Origin of the sequence: Mycolicibacillus koreensis, from assembly GCF_002104795.1 — a bacterium.
Lineage (GTDB): Bacteria > Actinomycetota > Actinomycetes > Mycobacteriales > Mycobacteriaceae > Mycobacterium > Mycobacterium koreense.
This window is the reverse complement of the sequence record NZ_NCXO01000034.1, coordinates 1-17,160: the sequence shown is the minus strand read 5'-3', so window position 1 is coordinate 17,160 and position 17,160 is coordinate 1. Positions and strand designations below refer to the sequence as shown.

Annotated in this window: 18 protein-coding genes; 8 read left to right on the top strand and 10 right to left on the bottom strand. The window is 69.2% G+C overall.

Going from position 1 to position 17,160, the window contains the following annotated elements; genetic code table 11:
• Nucleotides 1–10: 10 nt before the first annotated feature.
• A complete protein-coding gene (locus tag B8W67_RS14480) occupies nucleotides 11–817 on the bottom strand; it encodes an SDR family NAD(P)-dependent oxidoreductase (RefSeq protein ID WP_234793783.1) in 807 nt (268 codons plus the stop codon).
• Between the two features lie 200 nt (nucleotides 818–1,017).
• Entirely contained in the window at nucleotides 1,018–1,209 is a 192-nt protein-coding gene (locus B8W67_RS14475; protein ID WP_069390667.1) for a hypothetical protein, read from the bottom strand.
• A 228-nt stretch (nucleotides 1,210–1,437) separates the two neighbouring features.
• Here B8W67_RS14475 and dnaK point away from each other — a divergent pair, with 228 nt between their 5' ends.
• Genes dnaK through B8W67_RS14455 form a run of 4 tightly spaced genes read left to right on the top strand, consistent with a single transcriptional unit; the run spans nucleotide 1,438 to nucleotide 5,556 of the window.
• The gene (gene dnaK, locus B8W67_RS14470) at nucleotides 1,438–3,291 is read left to right on the top strand and encodes a molecular chaperone DnaK (RefSeq protein ID WP_069390666.1); all 1,854 of its coding nucleotides are present in this window, start codon (nucleotides 1,438–1,440) and stop codon (nucleotides 3,289–3,291) included.
• Complete coding sequence (gene grpE, locus B8W67_RS14465) at nucleotides 3,288–3,944, top strand: nucleotide exchange factor GrpE (RefSeq protein ID WP_069390665.1); 657 nt, start codon at nucleotides 3,288–3,290, stop codon at nucleotides 3,942–3,944. Before dnaK ends, grpE begins: the two co-directional genes overlap by 4 nt.
• A 59-nt stretch (nucleotides 3,945–4,003) precedes the next feature.
• Nucleotides 4,004–5,185: a molecular chaperone DnaJ gene (dnaJ, locus tag B8W67_RS14460; RefSeq protein ID WP_085304679.1), complete on the top strand. Its 1,182-nt coding sequence runs from the start codon at nucleotides 4,004–4,006 to the stop codon at nucleotides 5,183–5,185.
• A complete protein-coding gene (locus tag B8W67_RS14455) occupies nucleotides 5,185–5,556 on the top strand; it encodes a heat shock protein transcriptional repressor HspR (protein ID WP_085304677.1) in 372 nt (123 codons plus the stop codon). The genes dnaJ and B8W67_RS14455 overlap by 1 nt, the downstream gene beginning before the upstream one ends.
• Before the next feature lie 6 nt (nucleotides 5,557–5,562).
• Here B8W67_RS14455 and B8W67_RS14450 read toward each other — a convergent pair whose 3' ends face one another.
• The gene (locus B8W67_RS14450) at nucleotides 5,563–6,162 is read right to left on the bottom strand and encodes a TetR/AcrR family transcriptional regulator (protein WP_085304675.1); all 600 of its coding nucleotides are present in this window, start codon (nucleotides 6,160–6,162) and stop codon (nucleotides 5,563–5,565) included.
• A gap of 121 nt (nucleotides 6,163–6,283) precedes the next feature.
• Between B8W67_RS14450 and B8W67_RS14445 the strand changes: the two genes are divergently transcribed.
• Entirely contained in the window at nucleotides 6,284–7,798 is a 1,515-nt protein-coding gene (locus B8W67_RS14445; protein ID WP_197747557.1) for an MFS transporter, read from the top strand.
• A gap of 7 nt (nucleotides 7,799–7,805) precedes the next feature.
• On the opposite strand, the gene B8W67_RS14440 is transcribed toward B8W67_RS14445, so the two are convergent.
• The 5 genes from B8W67_RS14440 to B8W67_RS14420 are packed head-to-tail and all read right to left on the bottom strand — an operon-like array spanning nucleotide 7,806 to nucleotide 11,704.
• Nucleotides 7,806–8,714, bottom strand: a complete 909-nt coding sequence (locus tag B8W67_RS14440) for an aldose 1-epimerase (protein ID WP_085304673.1) — start codon at nucleotides 8,712–8,714, stop codon at nucleotides 7,806–7,808.
• Nucleotides 8,715–8,732: 18 nt separating this feature from the next.
• Entirely contained in the window at nucleotides 8,733–9,902 is a 1,170-nt protein-coding gene (locus tag B8W67_RS14435; RefSeq protein ID WP_069390659.1) for an FAD-binding oxidoreductase, read from the bottom strand.
• Nucleotides 9,903–9,957: 55 nt separating this feature from the next.
• The gene (locus B8W67_RS14430; protein ID WP_085304671.1) at nucleotides 9,958–10,404 is read right to left on the bottom strand and encodes a lipoprotein LppJ family protein; all 447 of its coding nucleotides are present in this window, start codon (nucleotides 10,402–10,404) and stop codon (nucleotides 9,958–9,960) included.
• Nucleotides 10,401–11,072: a GAP family protein gene (locus B8W67_RS14425; protein ID WP_085304638.1), complete on the bottom strand. Its 672-nt coding sequence runs from the start codon at nucleotides 11,070–11,072 to the stop codon at nucleotides 10,401–10,403. The genes B8W67_RS14430 and B8W67_RS14425 overlap by 4 nt, the downstream gene beginning before the upstream one ends.
• Complete coding sequence (locus B8W67_RS14420; RefSeq protein ID WP_234806765.1) at nucleotides 11,069–11,704, bottom strand: TetR/AcrR family transcriptional regulator; 636 nt, start codon at nucleotides 11,702–11,704, stop codon at nucleotides 11,069–11,071. Before B8W67_RS14420 ends, B8W67_RS14425 begins: the two co-directional genes overlap by 4 nt.
• Before the next feature lie 104 nt (nucleotides 11,705–11,808).
• Between B8W67_RS14420 and B8W67_RS14415 the strand changes: the two genes are divergently transcribed.
• The gene (locus B8W67_RS14415; protein WP_069390656.1) at nucleotides 11,809–12,555 is read left to right on the top strand and encodes a nuclear transport factor 2 family protein; all 747 of its coding nucleotides are present in this window, start codon (nucleotides 11,809–11,811) and stop codon (nucleotides 12,553–12,555) included.
• A 6-nt stretch (nucleotides 12,556–12,561) separates the two neighbouring features.
• Here B8W67_RS14415 and B8W67_RS14410 read toward each other — a convergent pair whose 3' ends face one another.
• Entirely contained in the window at nucleotides 12,562–13,008 is a 447-nt protein-coding gene (locus B8W67_RS14410) for a DoxX-related protein (protein ID WP_069390789.1), read from the bottom strand.
• A 94-nt stretch (nucleotides 13,009–13,102) separates the two neighbouring features.
• On the opposite strand from B8W67_RS14410, the gene B8W67_RS14405 reads away from it, so the two are divergent.
• Complete coding sequence (locus B8W67_RS14405) at nucleotides 13,103–13,666, top strand: TetR/AcrR family transcriptional regulator (RefSeq protein ID WP_085304710.1); 564 nt, start codon at nucleotides 13,103–13,105, stop codon at nucleotides 13,664–13,666.
• Between the two features lie 196 nt (nucleotides 13,667–13,862).
• On the top strand, nucleotides 13,863–16,409 hold the full coding sequence (clpB, locus tag B8W67_RS14400) for an ATP-dependent chaperone ClpB (RefSeq protein WP_069390655.1): 2,547 nt from the start codon (nucleotides 13,863–13,865) through the stop codon (nucleotides 16,407–16,409).
• A 322-nt stretch (nucleotides 16,410–16,731) separates the two neighbouring features.
• Here clpB and B8W67_RS14395 read toward each other — a convergent pair whose 3' ends face one another.
• Complete coding sequence (locus B8W67_RS14395) at nucleotides 16,732–17,064, bottom strand: DUF4333 domain-containing protein (protein ID WP_069390654.1); 333 nt, start codon at nucleotides 17,062–17,064, stop codon at nucleotides 16,732–16,734.
• Between the last annotated feature and the right edge of the window lie 96 nt (nucleotides 17,065–17,160).

The window sequence follows — 17,160 nt, the reverse complement described above, 5'->3', positions numbered from 1 at the left end:
CGATCCTGGCTCACATCCATCCTCCGGAGGCATCGAGGGTGGCGCCGGTGAGATAAGAGGCGTCCGAAGAGAGCAAAAATGCTGCCACTGCGGCGATCTCCGCGGGTTCGGCCAGGCGGCCCAGAGCGTTCATCGAGGCGAACACCGTCTCCGCAGGGACATCGCGCAGGGCGGGTGGGGTGTAGCGAGCCCCGACCTCGGCGGCCATGTCGGTGGCGGTGCCGCCGGGGGCGATCGCGTTGATGGCGATGCCGCGCTCGGCCAACTCGGGGGCGAGGTTGTGCACCATGGCCGAGACCGCGGCCTTGCTCGCCGCGTACAGGCTGTGCTGGTAGACCCCGATGCGGGCGCTCACCGACGACATCAGCACGATGCGGCCGCCGCGGGACAGCACCGCGGCCCCGGCCTGGGTGACGAAGAGTTGACCGCCGACGTTGGTGTGGAACACCCGGTCGAAGTCTGCCTGGGTGAGCGACTCCAGCGGCCCGAAGTGTTCGATCCCCGCACAGCTGGCGATCAGGTCGAGGCCGCCGAGCTCGGCCACCGCCCGTGCCACCAGATCGTGGGCCTGGGCGGCGTCGCTGACGTCGGCCTGAAACGCGGCGGCCCGGTGCCCGCCGTCGGTCAGTTCGGCGACCAGGGTGTCGGCGGCGGCGGCGTTCGAGACGTAGTTGACGGCGACCGCGGCGCCGTCGGCGGCGAGCCGGCGCGCGACGGCCGCACCGATGCCGCGGCTGCCGCCGGTGACCAGTGCCCGTTGGCCGTCGAACCGGCCCGGCGCCGCCGCGACGACACCTTCGTGCGCCATCGGTGCCATGCGGGGTCCTCCAACGTGCGGGTCGGCGATTCCGGTTCGACACCCATTATGCGCATGAATCTCAACGCATGTCTATATTCGTCGCTCCGGGGTTCCCGCCGAGCGGTGGCCGGGGTTCCCGCCGAGCGGTGACCGGGGTTCCCGCGGGGCGGTGGCCGGGTTCCCGGGGGTGACGGCCCCGGGTCCCCGGGGGTGACGGCTCAGGCGCTGCGGGCGGACGCCAGGCGGGCCAGGGTGGCGGCGCGGTCGCGCATGCGGGCCGACAGGTCCAGGAACGGCCCTTCGGCCCCGCTGGCGGTGGCCGGGGAGTAGCCCAGGGTGTGCACCTCGGCGGCGAATTCGTGCAGGTCGTGGGCGAGTTGGTGCAACCGGTGCTGGTCGGGGTGGTTCATCGAGACCTCCGGGTGTCGGGGAGCGGTGCCACCCACGGTGCCCGCCGAACGTGTCCGCGCGGTGACGCCGGGAACAAACCCGGGCACCGGGCCGTTGAACCCCGTGAAATCTTGAGTGAAGTAGACTCAACCCCGAGTTGACAGACTGCTGTCGGCGAGAGCAAGCTTGAGTCTGGTTCGCTCAGACCACGTCAACGTCCAAAAGAACGTCTATCAGGAGGAACGCTCATGGCTCGTGCGGTCGGAATCGACCTCGGGACCACCAACTCCGTCGTCTCGGTCCTCGAGGGCGGCGACCCCGTCGTCGTCGCTAACGCCGAGGGGTCGCGGACCACACCGTCGGTTGTCGCCTTCGCGCGCAACGGGGAGGTGCTGGTCGGCCAGCCCGCCAAGAACCAGGCGGTGACCAACGTCGACCGCACGATCCGTTCGGTCAAACGCCACATGGGCACCGACTGGACGACCGAGATCGACGACAAGAAATACACGGCGCAGGAGATCAGCGCCCGCACGCTGATGAAGCTGAAGCGCGACGCGGAGTCCTACCTCGGTGAGGACATCACCGACGCGGTGATCACCGTGCCCGCCTACTTCAACGACGCCCAGCGTCAGGCCACCAAGGAGGCCGGCCAGATCGCCGGCATGAACGTGCTGCGGATCGTCAACGAGCCGACCGCCGCCGCGCTGGCCTACGGCCTGGACAAGGGCGACAAGGAACAGACCATCCTGGTCTTCGACCTCGGTGGCGGGACCTTCGACGTCTCGCTGCTGGAGATCGGCGGCGGGGTGGTCGAGGTCCGTGCCACCTCCGGGGACAACCACCTCGGCGGCGACGACTGGGACGACCGGATCGTCGAGTGGCTGGTCGACAAGTTCAAGTCCACCTCGGGCATCGATTTGACCAAGGACAAGATGGCGATGCAGCGGCTGCGTGAGGCCGCCGAGAAGGCCAAGATCGAGCTGAGCTCGAGCCAGAGCACCTCGATCAACCTGCCCTACATCACCGTGGACGCGGAGAAGAACCCGCTGTTCCTCGACGAGCAGCTGACCCGTGCGGAGTTCCAGAAGATCACCCAGGACCTGCTCGACCGGGCGCGCAAACCGTTCCAGCAGGTCATCAAGGACGCCGGAATCGCCGTCGCCGACATCGACCACGTCGTGCTCGTCGGTGGCTCCACCCGGATGCCCGCGGTCACCGAGCTGGTCAAGGAGATGACCGGCGGCAGGGAGCCCAACAAGGGGGTCAACCCCGACGAGGTCGTTGCCGTCGGTGCCGCCCTGCAGGCCGGTGTGCTCAAGGGTGAGGTGAAAGACGTTCTGCTGCTGGACGTCACGCCGCTGTCGCTGGGTATCGAAACCAAGGGCGGGGTGATGACCAAGCTGATCGAGCGCAACACCACTATCCCGACCAAGCGCAGTGAGACCTTCACCACCGCCGACGACAACCAGCCGTCGGTGCAGATCCAGGTCTATCAGGGTGAGCGTGAGATCGCCGCGCACAACAAGCTGCTCGGCTCGTTCGAGTTGACCGGTATCCCGCCGGCCCCGCGCGGTGTCCCGCAGATCGAGGTCACCTTCGACATCGACGCCAACGGCATCGTGCACGTCACCGCCAAGGACAAGGGCACCGGCAAGGAGAACACGATCAAGATCCAGGAGGGCTCCGGCCTGTCCCAGGAGGAGATCGACCGGATGATCAAGGACGCCGAGGCGCACGCCGAGGAGGACCGTCAGCGTCGCGAAGAGGCCGACGTCCGCAACCAGGCCGAGTCGCTGGTCTATCAGACGGAGAAATTCGTCACCGAGCAGCGTCAAGCCGAGGGCGGATCGAGTGTCCCCGAGGAGACCCTGAACAAGGTCGACGCCGCGATCGGGGATGCCAAGAAGGCCTTGGAGGGCACCGACATCTCGGCGATCAAGTCCGCGATGGAGAAGCTCGGCGAAGAGTCGCAGGCCCTCGGGCAGGCGATCTATGAGGCCACTCAGGCCGAGCAGCCCGCCGGCGGTGCCGAGGCCGGCGCGGGTGCCGGAGCCGACGACGTGGTCGACGCCGAGGTGGTCGACGACGAGGAGAACAAGTGAGCGAACAGAACCCGGATGAACCGGTGGTCGTGACCGATAAGCGGCGCATCGACCCCGAGACCGGAGAAGTGCGCGAGGCCGCCTCCGACCCGACCCCCGGTGGGTCGGGCTCGGAGGGCTCCGAGCCCGCCGGCGCCGACGCCGTGAAACTGGCCGAACTCACCGACGACCTCAAAAGGGTGCAGGCCGATTTCGCCAACTACCGCAAGCGGGCGTTGCGCGATCAACAGGCCGCGGCTGAGCGTGCGAAAGGTGCGGTGGTTAGCGAGTTGCTCGGCATCCTCGACGACCTGGACCGCGCGCGCAGCCACGGTGACCTGGAGTCGGGGCCGCTCAAAGCGTTCGCCGGCAAGCTCACCGACGCGTTGACGTCGCTGGGGCTGGTCGAGTTCGGTGCCGAAGGCGACGAATTCGACCCCGCGTTGCATGAAGCCGTCCACCACGAGGGTGACGGCGGCGGACTCACGGTCATCGCCGATGTCCTGCGTAAGGGATACCGACTCGGTGAGGCGGTTTTGCGCCACGCCATGGTCGGGGTGGTGGACACTGTGGAGGACGCTCAGAACAACACCGTCACCGGGGACGCGGGAGCCGCGACCGGCGACAGCACGGAGGCACCCGAGGAGGATGCCCAGCCGGACACGGAATCGTAGTCGGCTGATGGAGGACAACAGCACACGCCGAGCGGAGAAGGGTGAGGAGGTGACGCGGCATGGTTCAACGTGAGTGGGTCGAGAAGGACTTCTACAAAGAACTGGGCGTCTCTCCTGATGCCAGCGAAGAGGAGATCAAGCGGGTCGCCCGAAAGCTGCTGGCGGAGAACCACCCTGACCGCAACCCGGGCAACGCCGCCGCCGACGAGAAGTACAAGTCCGTCGGCGAGGCACGGGATGTCCTGACCGACAAGGAAAAGCGGCGTGAGTACGACGAGACACGCCGGTTGTTCGCCAACGGCGGCCGACGCCGGTTCAGTGGCGGCAACTTCGGCGGGTTCTCCGGCGCCGGCACCGACGGTGTCGAGTTCAACCTCAACGACCTGTTCGATGCCGCCGGCCAGAGCGGTGGGGCCAACATCGGGGATCTGTTCGGCGGGCTGTTCGGCCGGGGCGCGGCCCAGCAGCCGCGGCCCAGCCGGCCGCGCCGAGGCAACGACCTGGAGACCGAGACCGAGCTGAACTTCCGTGAAGCCACCAAGGGCGTGCAGATGCCGCTGCGGCTCACCAGCCCGGCGCCGTGCACCAACTGCCATGGCAGCGGGGCGCGCCCGGGCACCAGCCCGAAGGTCTGTCCGACGTGTAACGGTTCGGGGGCGATCAGCCGCAACCAGGGTGCGTTCGGTTTCTCCGAGCCGTGCACCGACTGCCGCGGCAGCGGATCGATCATCGAAAACCCCTGCGAGGAGTGCAAGGGCACCGGGGTCGCCACCCGCACCCGCACCATCAACGTGCGCATCCCCGCCGGAGTCGAGGACGGCCAGCGGATCCGGCTTGCCGGCCAAGGCGAGGCCGGTCTGCGCGGAGCCCCGTCGGGCGACCTGTACGTCACGGTGCACGTACGACCCGACTCGGTGTTCGGCCGCGACGGAACCGATCTGACCGTGACCATGCCGGTGAGCTTCACCGAGCTGGCACTGGGCACCACGCTCACCGTGCCCACCCTGGAGGGCACCGTCAACGTGCGGGTGCCCGAGGGCACCGCCGACGGGCGCATCCTACGGGTGCGTGGCCGTGGGGTTCCCAAACGGGGTGGCGGACAGGGTGACCTGTTGGTGACCGTGAAGGTCGCGGTTCCCTCCAAGCTGGAGGGCGAAGCCAAAGAGGCGTTGCAGGCCTACGCCGCGGCGGAGAAGGCCAGCGGGTTCGACCCGCGTGCTGGTTGGGCAGGCAGCCGCTGATGAGCAAGGAGAAAGAAGCCCGTACGTTTTTGATCTCGGTGGCCGCCGAGCTAGCCGGCATGCACGCCCAGACGTTGCGTACCTACGACCGGCTGGGTTTGGTCAGTCCGCGGCGCAGTTCCGGTGGCGGACGGCGGTATTCCGAACACGATGTCGACCTGTTGCGCGAGGTGCAGCGACTCTCCCACGATGAGGGTGTCAACCTTGCTGGCATCAAACGGGTCATCGAGTTGACCAACCAGGTCGACGCGCTCAAGGCGCGCATTGCCGAGCTCAACCGGGAGGTGGAGTCGTTGCGCGCCAATCAGCGTCGCGACCTCATGGTGGCGCCCAAGAGCACGGCCGTCGTGGTGTGGCAGCCGCGCCGCTGACCGTCGTCAATCCGGCGAGATCAGCTGGCGCAGCAACGGAGTCACCAACGTCAGGATTTCCTCGGTGTCGGCCTCGGCGAGGTCGGGCATGCGCAGGATGTAGCGCTGACTCGCGATGCCCATCAGGATGGCCCCGACGAGAACCGAACGGAGCCGCGCGTCGGGGGTGTTGATCTGGCCCGCCAGGGAGTCCACCGCCTGCGCGGTGACATTCGTCCGAAGGATCTCGGCGGCGATCTCACTGGTCATCGCGGCCCGCAACAGCACCGTCATCGGGCTGTTGGGCTCGGCGGCCCAGGCGTTGAGCATCCCGCGGGCCATGTTCTCCGCCGTCTGGGCTGGATCCTCGACGGTGATCTGCTCGATCGGGATCACCCAGGACACCGCCTCGCGGAACAGTTGCTCCTTGGTGCCGAAATATTGGATCACCGACGACTTGTCGACCTCGGCGGCCGTGGCGATCGCCCGGATGGTCGCGCGTTCGAATCCCATCGTGGCGAAGACCTCACGCGCCGCGGTCAGGATGCGCCGCCGGGTGCGCTGGCCCTTGCTTACCGCGGGGTCGTCGGGTGGGGAACCCGACCGCTGCGGTGCGGCGTCATCCACGGGCCCCTCCTGACCGGCTGCGTGGCTGCATCCTATCCCACGAAAAGTAGACGACCGGTGAGATTCGTGTCAGGATGATCGGTAATCTCAACGGTTGTACATTTCGGTGAGGAGGGTGGCGGTGGCAGATCCATCGACGGGAACCCGGCGGGCCGCCCATCCGGTCGCCGCTCTGGTGGTCATTGCGACCGCACAGCTGATGGTGGTGCTCGACAGCACCATCACCAATATCGCCCTCCCCAGCATCCAGCAGGATCTGGCGGTCTCGGCGGGAAACCTGTCGTGGGTGGTCAACTCCTACGCGCTGGCGTTCGGCGGTCTGCTGCTGCTCGGCGGCAAGTCCGGTGACGTGTTCGGCCGCCGCCGGATGTTCCGGGTCGGGATCGCGCTGTTCGCGGTGGCGTCGATGGCCGGCGGTCTCGCCGGCGATGAGGCGTGGCTGATCGGGGCGCGGGTGCTGCAGGGGGTCGGCGGTGCGATCGCCGCGCCCACCGCGCTGTCGCTGATCGCGGTGAACTTCGCCGCCGGCGCCCCGCGCAACCGGGCGATGGGCGTGTACGCCGCGATGGCCGGCATGGGCTCGACGGTGGGGCTGCTGCTCGGCGGGGTGCTCACCGATTCCCTGTCGTGGCGGTGGGTGTTCTTCGTCAACGTGCCGATCGCGGTGGCGGTGTTGGCCGGCTCGGCGCTCATCGTCGAGGGGGAACGCAACAGCGGCCGCCTCGATCTGCCCGGCGCCACGCTGGGCACCGGCGGGTTGTTGGCCCTGGTCTACGGGATCACCCGCGGAGGGCAGGACGGTTGGACCGACCCCGCGGTGGTGGCGCTGTTCGTCGCCGCCGCGGTGCTGCTGGTCGGATTCGTCGCCTGGCAGGCGCGCAGTGCGCACCCGATGATGCCGCTGGGGCTGTTCGCCGACCCGTCGCGCTCCGCGGCGTTCGCGACCATGCTGTTCCTCGGGGCCGGAATGTTCGCGATGTTCTACTTCCTCACCCTGTACCTGCAGCAGGTGCAGGGCTACAGTCCGGTGAAGACCGGCCTGGCCTACCTGCCGTTCAGCCTGGGGATGGGAGGGGCCGCGGCGCTCAGTTCCAAGCTGGCCGACCGGTTCCCGCCCCGGATGATCGTCGCCCCCGGGATGCTGGTGGCCGCCGCCGGGATGTTCTGGCTGGGCACCATCGACCCGCAGACGGGATATCTGACCGAGTTGATGCCCGCGATGGTGCTCACCGCGGTGGGGTTGGGGCTCGGGTTCGTGCCGCTGACCCTCGTCGCGGTCAACGGTGTGCCCGAACGCGACACCGGGATCGCCTCCGCGTTGCTGAACACCGCCCAGCAGATCGGGGGTGCCCTGGGGTTGGCGGCGCTGTCGACGGTGGCGGTGTCGGCCGCCAACCGGGAGGTTCCCGACGCCACCGCCAGCCTCTACCGCGGCTACGCCACCGGTGACGTCACACTCATCCGCGCCGCCGCCGAGGCGATCACCCACGGCTACGCGGTCGCGTTCACCGTGACGGTGGCGATCTTCGTGGTGGGAATGCTGGTCGCCGCCGCGATCCGTACCACCGATGCGGGGGCCGCACCGGACCCCGAGGATGCCGGTTCGACGGGCATCGAAGCCCCCGTTGTCGACTGAGCGTCGTTCAGCACACCCGGATGGCGAAGCGGGTGGTGTCGGGGGAGCCGAAGTGGGCCAGCCGGTAGCCGCCGCGCCGCAGTGCATCGGTGGGCGCGGCCATCGGTTCGAAGCAGATCACGTCGTCGTCTCCGGGGGCGAAGACCTGAGCAGCCGGGAAGCCCTGCTCGAAATGCACCTCGATGCGCCGGTCGTCGCCGCTGACCGCGAACACCGCGCCGGTGGGCACGTCGGTGTAGCCGTCGTCGTAGACGCTGTCGCCGAGAGTCACCGTCGTGCCGGGACGGTCGTCGGACGCCCCGGTCGGCAGGCCCCGGGCGTCGGCCGGGCGGTGGGTCATCGCCGGGGTCTGCACCTGCCACTGCGCCCGTGGGGTGGCCGGCAGCTGCAGGTACGGGTGGAACCCGTAACACAGCGGAACCGGTGCGGCGCTGGTGGCCGTGACGGTGGTGGCGATTCGCAACGTCTGCTCGGCCAGGCTGACATCGACGGTGAGCCGGTGCGGATAGGGAAAGCTTGCCAGCAGTGACGGCTGTGCCCCGTAGTCGATCTCGGCGATCAGCTGCGAGTCGGTGGCGGCGCGGACCTGCCAGCCCGGGTAGGCGGCGAGCACCCCGTGCAGGGGAGCGCCGTGCTCGTCGGTGCGTACCCCGCCGGCGCCGGGCGTCAGGGTGACGACCGCGTCGTCGACGCGATAGTGGTTGGCGCTGAGCCGGTTCGCCCACGGATACAGAATCGGGATGCCCATCGTCTTGCCCTGGTCGATGTAGGCGCGCAGGCCGTGGCGTTGGCCGAGGAACTCCGTTGCGCCATCGGTGAGCGAGGTGCCCACCATGCCCGCGCCCGGGGCGAACGTCGCCGTCAGCGACGAGGTCGGATCGCGCAGGGTGACGGTGTCGATCTCCGCTGGGGCCATCGGCGGATTCTGTCAGACTCAGCTGAACAGCGGGTCGTGCTGGACTCGGTCGTCCGGTGCGCCGCGCTCCCGCAGCGCGGCGAGCGTGGCGTGCACCATTGCCGGTCCGCCACAGACCAGGATCTGGCGATCCCCCCAGCCGCCGTAGCTGCTCACCACCTCGGGCAGCCGGCCGGTCTGGCGCACATGCAGGCCGCGCGGTGGTGTCGGGTCGGGGAACTGGGGCGCCCACGGCGGGTCACGTCGGTATTCGCTGACCGGTGAGACCGACAGCCACGGATTGTGTGCGGCGATCTGCCACAACGTGGGCAGGTCGTAGAGCTCGCACGGATAGCGCGCCCCGAAGAACAGGTGTACCCGCGGGTTCTGGCCCCAGCGGGTGAGATCCATGATCAGCGCGCGCAGCGGTGCCAGCCCGGTGCTTCCGGCGACCATCAGCACGTCGGCACCGCTGTCGCGGTCGACGTGCAGCCCGCCGTGTGGGCTGGAGATCCGCCACCGATCACCGGGCCGGGTCTCGCCGACGATCGCGGTGCTCACCAGCCCGCCGGGCACCGCGCGGACGTGGAACTCGATGCCGCCGGAGTTCTCCGGCGGGATCGCCGGGGACAGATACCGCCAGCTGCGCGGACACTGCGGCACCTCGACCTGGACGTATTGGCCGGGGTGATACGGCAGCGGCTGATCCAACTGCAACCGCACCACCGCCAGGTCCCGGGAGGCCCGGTTGGTTTCGACGACGGTGCCGTCCCACCAGGCCGGCCCGGTGTCGGTGTCGGCGGCACTGCTCATCACCCCGGTGATCAACCTCAGCGACTGCACCGCGGTGGCCTCCAGCGTCGGGGTCCACGCGGCGGCGAGCTGGTCGCGCAGCGCGGCGTGCAGCGCCGCGCGCATCGCCGGGTAGTGCCCGGCGGTGACCCCGTATTTGCGGTGATCGCGGCCGAGCTGCGCGAGAAACGCCACCGGCTCTTGCGAGCGTTGCGCGGCGAGCTGGCCGTACACCCAGTGCAGGGCTTGGGCGAACGCGGAACGTAGCGGGTTCAAATGCGCCGGAAACATCGCGCGCACACCGGGTTCCGCGGCGAACCAACGCGTGAGAAAACGCTGCACCGTCAGCTCAGGTCCGTGTGGGGCGGCGAACGCGTCCTGCAGTGTCTGCAGCGCGGTGCGATCGGTCAGCCCCATGTGCGCCGATTCTAAGCGGCGTCGGGAAAAGCTGGGTGCTGTTGAGATGTGCGCACTACCGCGAGGGTGTGGACGACGCGCGCATCGCGGAGATGTCGCAATCCTGCCACGGCCGGAAGTGGTGACCTGCTGGTGCGCCGTCGTCCCAGCCGTGGGCCAGCATCGCCTCTTTGATGCGGGCTACGTAGACCTCGCGTTCGACGCCGGCGGGGGGATCGAAACTGAGGTTGGCCACCCCCTTGTACGGTGGGTCGCCCTGGTCGTTGCAGGAGGCGAAACTGGTGTTTCCGCGGGGGTTGTCCAGCCGCGCGATGGCGGCGATCTGGCGGGCGGCCTGCCGCATCTGGTCGAGGGTCTGCTCGTCGCTCAACGGTGGGGGGCCGGCCGCGGTGGTGGCGCTCTCACGTGCCGGGGACTGGGGCGGGGGAGCCATGATCGAGCATCCTGCCACCGCCAGGGTCACGGCCACCAGGATTGCCGGCAGCCGGCTGTAGGTGCTCACAGCCCGTGCACCCCGTTGTAGACGACCATCGCCCCGATCAATACCAGCACGACCGCCAACATCGCGGCGTGCTGGGCTTCCATCCAGGTCTTTAGTCGGGTGAGCGGCTCCTCCAAGTGTGGCCCGGCCGCGACGAAGCCGCCGATCGGAACCAACACGGTGAAGGTGGCCAGGAGCACGAAAAACAGGGCGGCAAGCCACGATTCGCCGCGAGGTAGTCCGGCGCTGCCGATTGCGAGGCCGGCAGCGGCGCACATCAGCAGCACCTCGGGGCGGGCGAGCGCCACGACGACGCCGACGCCCGCCGCCCGCGACGGCCGCAGCGTGGTCAGTGAGCGCATCCAGCGCGGCATCTGCGTGTGGCGCTCGCGGGTGAGCCAACGGTAGATCCCGAAGCCGATCAGGGCAGCGCCGACGACGATCCGCAGCCACGACGCCCACCCCGGCGGAGTGCGGTGCAGCCCGCCGAGCAGCCCGGAGACGGCGAGGAAGGCCGCGGTCAACCCGCCCACCCCCAGCAGCCAGCCGCCGGCGAAGGCCGTCCCGCTCGCCCGCGGGGTCGGGGTGTGCAGCACCAGCACCGCGGGGATGACCGTGATCGGCGAGAGCGCGACCACCAGCGCCAGCGGCACCAGCGCGGCCAACGCCGAACCCCAGGCCGCGCTCATGGCTGCCCGCCTGCCGGGCGTTGCAGCTGGGCGAGCACCAGCGAGGCCGCGTAATCGACCAGCTGGGCGCGGCTGACGGCCAGCCGACCGTCGGACCAGTCGAGGATCAACGCGGTGAAGGCGCCGGAGAACGCGCTGGCGGTCATCGCGTCGTCCTCGGCGGGCCGGCGCGGGTCGATGCCGCCGGCCTGCACCAGCGCCGCCAGCAGCTCCGGCGCGATCGCGGCGCGCCGCTCGGTGAGCAGATCGTTGGACAACGGTTCGCGCAGCAGGATGCGCACCCGCCGCGGGTCGGCGGCGAAATATCCGGCGCCGGCGTCTATCGCCGCGCGGACCGCCGCGTCCAGATCGTCGCGCAGCGGCACCGCCGCGTCGGTGATCGCGGCCAGCAGTTCGTTGTTGCACTCGTCGTAGACCGCGACGATCAGCGCGTCGGTGTCGGGGAAGTTCTCGTAGAAGTACCGCAGGCTCAACCCGGCGTGTCGACATGCCGCCCGCATCGTGACCCCGGCGGTGCCGTGGTCGCCGAGTAGGGCAAAACCGGCCGCGAGCAGTTGGCCGCGCCGGGCGCGCACCCGGTCGTCATGGGTCTGCCCGCGCCAGCGCCGGGGTGCACCCGCCGTCGTCGCCACCGCCACCCCTCCCGTCAGGATCGCAAGAATCGCTTGATTCTAGTTCTTCGGGGTGCCACGATCTCCATAGGAATCACTTGATTCCCATATGATGAAGGAGCGCCGTGTTCGACGAGGCCAAGTTCCGCGAAGCCATCGCCCAGCCCCGGTTGCGTCAGCCGCTGCCGGAGTACCTCGGCGGCAACCGCGCCGGCGGTCGGGTCAAGGTCCTCACCGAGGAGGAGCTCAACGCCCAGACCGAGCAGTGGTTCACCGACCTCGACGCCAAGATCGCGTTCTACGCCGAGCACGGCCTCGACGTCGCGTTCGCCGCCGAGTGGGCGAAGAAATACTGGTGGAGCTGGCTGATGCGGGACATGTCGCTCAACGACGAGCTCTACACCCCGGACCTGCGCTACAAGGACCCCACCACGTTCGGCCGCATCATCGTCGGACTCGAGGAGTTCGTGCGCTACAACTTCGCGTTCCTCGACGCGATCCCCGACTGGCGCTACGACCCCCTGCCGGGGCAGGTGTACTTCGACGTCGACCCGGACGGCGAGACGCGGGTGATCGTCCGCTACATCGGCAGCGGGCACTTCAGCGGCACCCTGCGGTTCTATCCCTACGACGACTCCGCGCCCGCCGTCCATGGTGTCGGCACGTTCGTGCAGTGCACCGCGGTGGACCGCTACCACTTCGGTAGGGACGGCCGAATGTACTTCGGCGAGACGCTTTTCGACATCCTCGACGCCCTGCAGTCCGCCGGGGTGGTGCCCGGCGACGACAGTCCGGTGTTCAAGCTGCTCATGGGGGCTTCGCGCGTGCCGGGAATGATCAACACCGTGCGGCGCACCCTGCGCCTGGGCTGAACCCGGCTACACCGTCGCGACGATGACGATGACGGCCGCGCCCAGATAGAGCAGCTCCTCGGCGCTGCGCTGCGGCAGTCGCGTGGACATCGCCGCGGGCGGGTTCGGCATCCGGGCGGCGTAGACGTTGGCCGGGAACATCACCACCATCAACACCAGCAGGCAGGCCGCCGCGACCACCCGGGTGGCGGGCACCAGCAGCCCGGCCGCGCCGAGCAACTCCAGCACCCCGGTGATGCTCACCAGCAACGCGGGGGCGGGCAGCGCCGGCGGCACGATCGCGATCAGTTGGCGCCGCAGCGGGGGTGCGAAGTGGGCCACGCCGGTGAGTACGAACATCGCGGCCAGCCCGATCGCGATCGCGCGCGGCCAGGAATCGAGGTAGTTCACGCCGAGTGCACCGAGGGCGCGGGCGCCGGCGCTGCCGAGCAGCAGCGTGATCAACGGAGCCATGACGATCTCCAATCTAGACAGTGTCAAGTTTGCCGCAATCGACCCCACGGATGACATCTAGTCACTGTCAAGATCTTCGGTTATGCTGGTCGCCATGGCCCGTTCCACCTATCACCACGGCGACCTGCGGGCAGCCCTGCTGGCCGAGGCTGCCGCCCTGGTGGCCGAACGGGGCGCCGCCGGCGTCTCGCTGCGCGAACTGGCACGGCGCGCCGGCGTCTCCCACGCCGCGCCTGCGCACCACTTCACCGACCGGCGGGGGCTGTTCACCGCGCTGGCCGCCGAGGGATTCCGCCGACTGGAGGCGGCCTTGACGGCGACCCGCCCGCGGTTTGTCGACGCAGCGCTGGCCTACGTGCGTTTCGCCCTCGACCATCCCGGTCACTACGAGGTCATGTTCGACAAGGCGCTGCTGGACACCGCCGACCCGGCGCTGCTGGCCGCCGAGGCGGGGGCCGGTGCCGAGCTGTCCCGCGGGGTCGCGACGCTCAGCGACCCGCATGCGCGCGCCGACCCTACTGGCGCCGAGTTGGCCGCCTGGTCGCTGGTGCACGGTTTCGCCACGCTGTGGCGCAACGGCGCGCTCGACCCGGCCGTGCGGGCCGACGACCCCATGCGCGCCGTCGAGCGGATCGCCCGCATGCTCTTCGACGGCTGACGGCTGACGGCTGACGGCGCCGGGATGTGGCGGATCCGGGTGTTTTCCCCGCCCGGGCGGGGGACAATGAGCGCCGCGGCCCGATCAGACAAACTTGAGCGGAACAGACTCAACCTCTGCGGCGTTGAAGGACGTAACGAGTGCGTGGACCCCATCCCGACCAGCTCGCGACCTACTAGCCCTCGAAGGAGATTTTGTGGACTCGTTCAACCCCACCACCAAGACGCAGGCCGCGCTCACCGCGGCGCTGCAGGCGGCGACCGCCGCCGGTAACCCCGACATCCGCCCCGCGCACCTGCTGCTGGCGCTGCTGACCCAGAACGACGGCATCGCCGCCCCGCTGCTGGAGGCCGTCGGCGTCGACCCGGCGGGGGTACGCGGTGAGGCGCAGCGTCTCGTCGACCTCGCGCCGCAGGTGACCAGCTCGAACGCCCAGCCGCAGCTGTCGCGCGAGGCCCTCGCGGCGATCACCGCCGCCCAGCACCTGGCCACCGAGATGGACGACGAGTATGTCTCCACCGAACACTTGATGGTGGGGTTGGCCACCGGCGACTCCGACGTCGCCCGGCTGCTCACCGGCCGCGGCGCCACGCCCGAGGCGCTGCGGGAGGCGTTCGTCAAGGTCCGCGGGTCCGCACGGGTCACCAGCCCCGACCCGGAGGGCTCGTATCAGGCGCTGGAGAAATACTCCACCGATCTGACCGCGCGCGCCCGCGAAGGCAAGCTCGACCCGGTCATCGGCCGTGACACCGAGATCCGCCGCGTGGTGCAGGTGCTCTCCCGGCGCACCAAGAACAACCCGGTGCTCATCGGTGAGCCCGGCGTCGGCAAGACCGCGATCGTCGAGGGTCTGGCCCAGCGGGTGGTCGCCGGTGACGTGCCGGAGAGCCTGCGCGACAAGACCGTTGTCGCCCTGGACCTGGGGTCGATGGTGGCTGGCGCGAAATACCGCGGCGAGTTCGAGGAACGCCTCAAGGCCGTCCTCGATGAGATCAAGGACTCCGCCGGGCAGGTCATCACGTTCATCGACGAGTTGCACACGATCGTCGGTGCCGGCGCGACCGGTGAGGGCGCGATGGACGCCGGCAACATGATCAAGCCGATGCTCGCCCGCGGTGAACTGCGGCTGGTCGGGGCGACCACCCTCGAGGAGTACCGCAAATACATCGAGAAGGACGCCGCGCTGGAGCGCCGGTTCCAGCAGGTCTACGTCGGCGAACCGTCGGCGGAGGACACCATCGGCATCCTGCGCGGGCTCAAGGACCGCTACGAGGTGCACCACGGGGTACGCATCACCGACTCCGCGCTGGTCGCCGCCGCCACCCTCTCCGACCGCTACATCACCTCGCGGTTCCTGCCGGACAAGGCCATCGACCTGGTCGACGAGGCCGCGTCGCGGCTGCGGATGGAGATCGACTCCCGGCCGGTGGAGATCGATGAGGTGGAGCGACTGGTGCGGCGCCTCGAGATCGAGGAGATGGCGCTGTCGAAGGAGGAGGACGACGCCTCCAGGGACCGGCTGGAGAAGCTGCGCGCCGAACTGGCCGACTACAAGGAGAAGCTCGCCGAACTCACTACGCGTTGGCAGAACGAAAAAGGCGCCATCGACGTGGTGCGTGAGCTCAAAGAACAGCTGGAGGAGCTGCGCGGGGAGTCCGACCGGGCCGAACGCGACGGCGACCTGGCCAAGGCCGCCGAGCTGCGCTACGGGCGCATCCCGGAGGTCGAGAAGAAGCTGGAGGCCGCGGTGCCGACAGCGGAGGCCCGCGAGAACGTCATGCTCAAAGAGGAAGTCGGCCCCGACGACATCGCCGACGTGGTCAGCGCCTGGACCGGGATCCCGGCCGGGCGGCTGCTGGAAGGTGAGACCGCCAAGCTGCTGCGCATGGAAGACGAGTTGGCCAAACGAGTTGTCGGGCAACGTCAACCGGTTGCCGCGGTCTCCGATGCGGTACGTCGATCCCGTGCCGGGGTGGCCGACCCGAACCGGCCGACCGGGGCGTTCCTGTTCCTCGGTCCGACCGGTGTCGGCAAGACCGAGCTGGCGAAGGCGTTGGCGGACTTCTTGTTCGATGATGAACGCGCGATGGTGCGCATCGACATGAGCGAGTACGGCGAGAAGCACTCGGTGGCCCGGCTGGTGGGTGCGCCCCCCGGCTACGTGGGTTACGACCAGGGTGGGCAGCTCACCGAGGCGGTGCGGCGCCGGCCCTACACGGTGGTGCTCTTCGACGAGGTCGAAAAGGCCCACCCGGACGTGTTCGACGTGTTGCTGCAGGTCCTCGACGAGGGCAGGCTCACCGACGGGCAGGGCCGCACGGTCGACTTCCGTAACACCATCTTGATCCTGACGTCCAACCTCGGCGCCGGCGGCGACGAGGAGCAGGTGATGGCCGCGGTGCGGGCGACGTTCAAACCGGAGTTCATCAACCGGCTCGATGACGTGCTCATCTTCGAGGCACTCGACGAGGGCGAACTGGTCCACATCGTCGACATTCAGCTCGCCCAGCTGGACAAGCGGCTGGCCCAGCGCCGGTTGCAGCTACAGGTGTCACTCGACGCCAAGCAGTGGTTGGCCGAGCGTGGGTTCGACCCGCTGTACGGGGCGCGCCCGCTGCGCCGGCTCATCCAGCACGCCATCGGCGACGAGCTCGCCCGCATGCTGTTGGCCGGCAAGATCCACGACGGGGATGTCGTCCCGGTCAACCTCAACGCCGACGGCGAGGGGCTGGTGCTCGGGTAGGCGAATATCCGCGAGGGCCGTCCCTCGACGCGGTGCGCAGGTGCCCCACAACCACGGTTGTGGGGCACCTGCGCGTCTGCCCGCCCCCGCGGGGTGGGGCTAGCGATGCGGGTGTGGCCGGTGTTGTTGCCGGGGCGCATCGGTGACGTTGTCGCGGATGCTGCGCACCCCTATGGCGACTGAGATCGACAGTCATATGGACATACACCCCCGATTTTCGGGGGTGTATGTCCGCTACGGCGTCGATCTCAGCAGTCACCGCGCCCAGTCACCCGCCCAGTCACCCGCCCAGTCACCCGCCCAGTCGGCCGGCGCCGCCCGGTTATCCGGCCGGTCGCATCGGCTTGTCGTCGACAACGGCCTCGAAGTCGATCTGGTCGCCGTTGACCTTCGTTGCCGTCACCGTCACCCCGTAGCGGGTGCCTTCCGGTGTGGTCAGCACGCAGCGCCGTTTGATCCCGACGGTGGCCGGCAGGTCGCCGTCGCACTCCACCGACTCCGGCTCGGGCCCGGCCGTGTTGGCCAGCTTCTGCTTGGTCAACTCCGCCAACCCGTTCTGCGGGATGGCCGGGTCGCTGTCGGCGTCGGTTCCGCCGCAGGCGCCCAGCAGGGCGACGGCTACGGCCAGGGCTCCGACGAGTCGGTGTCCACGCATGGCGCTGACTCCTTTGTCATTCGGGTGGGCCAACTGTAGCGGTCACCAGGGACAAAATGACGGTTCGCGCCCGATCATCGCCTAGCGCGCTACCCC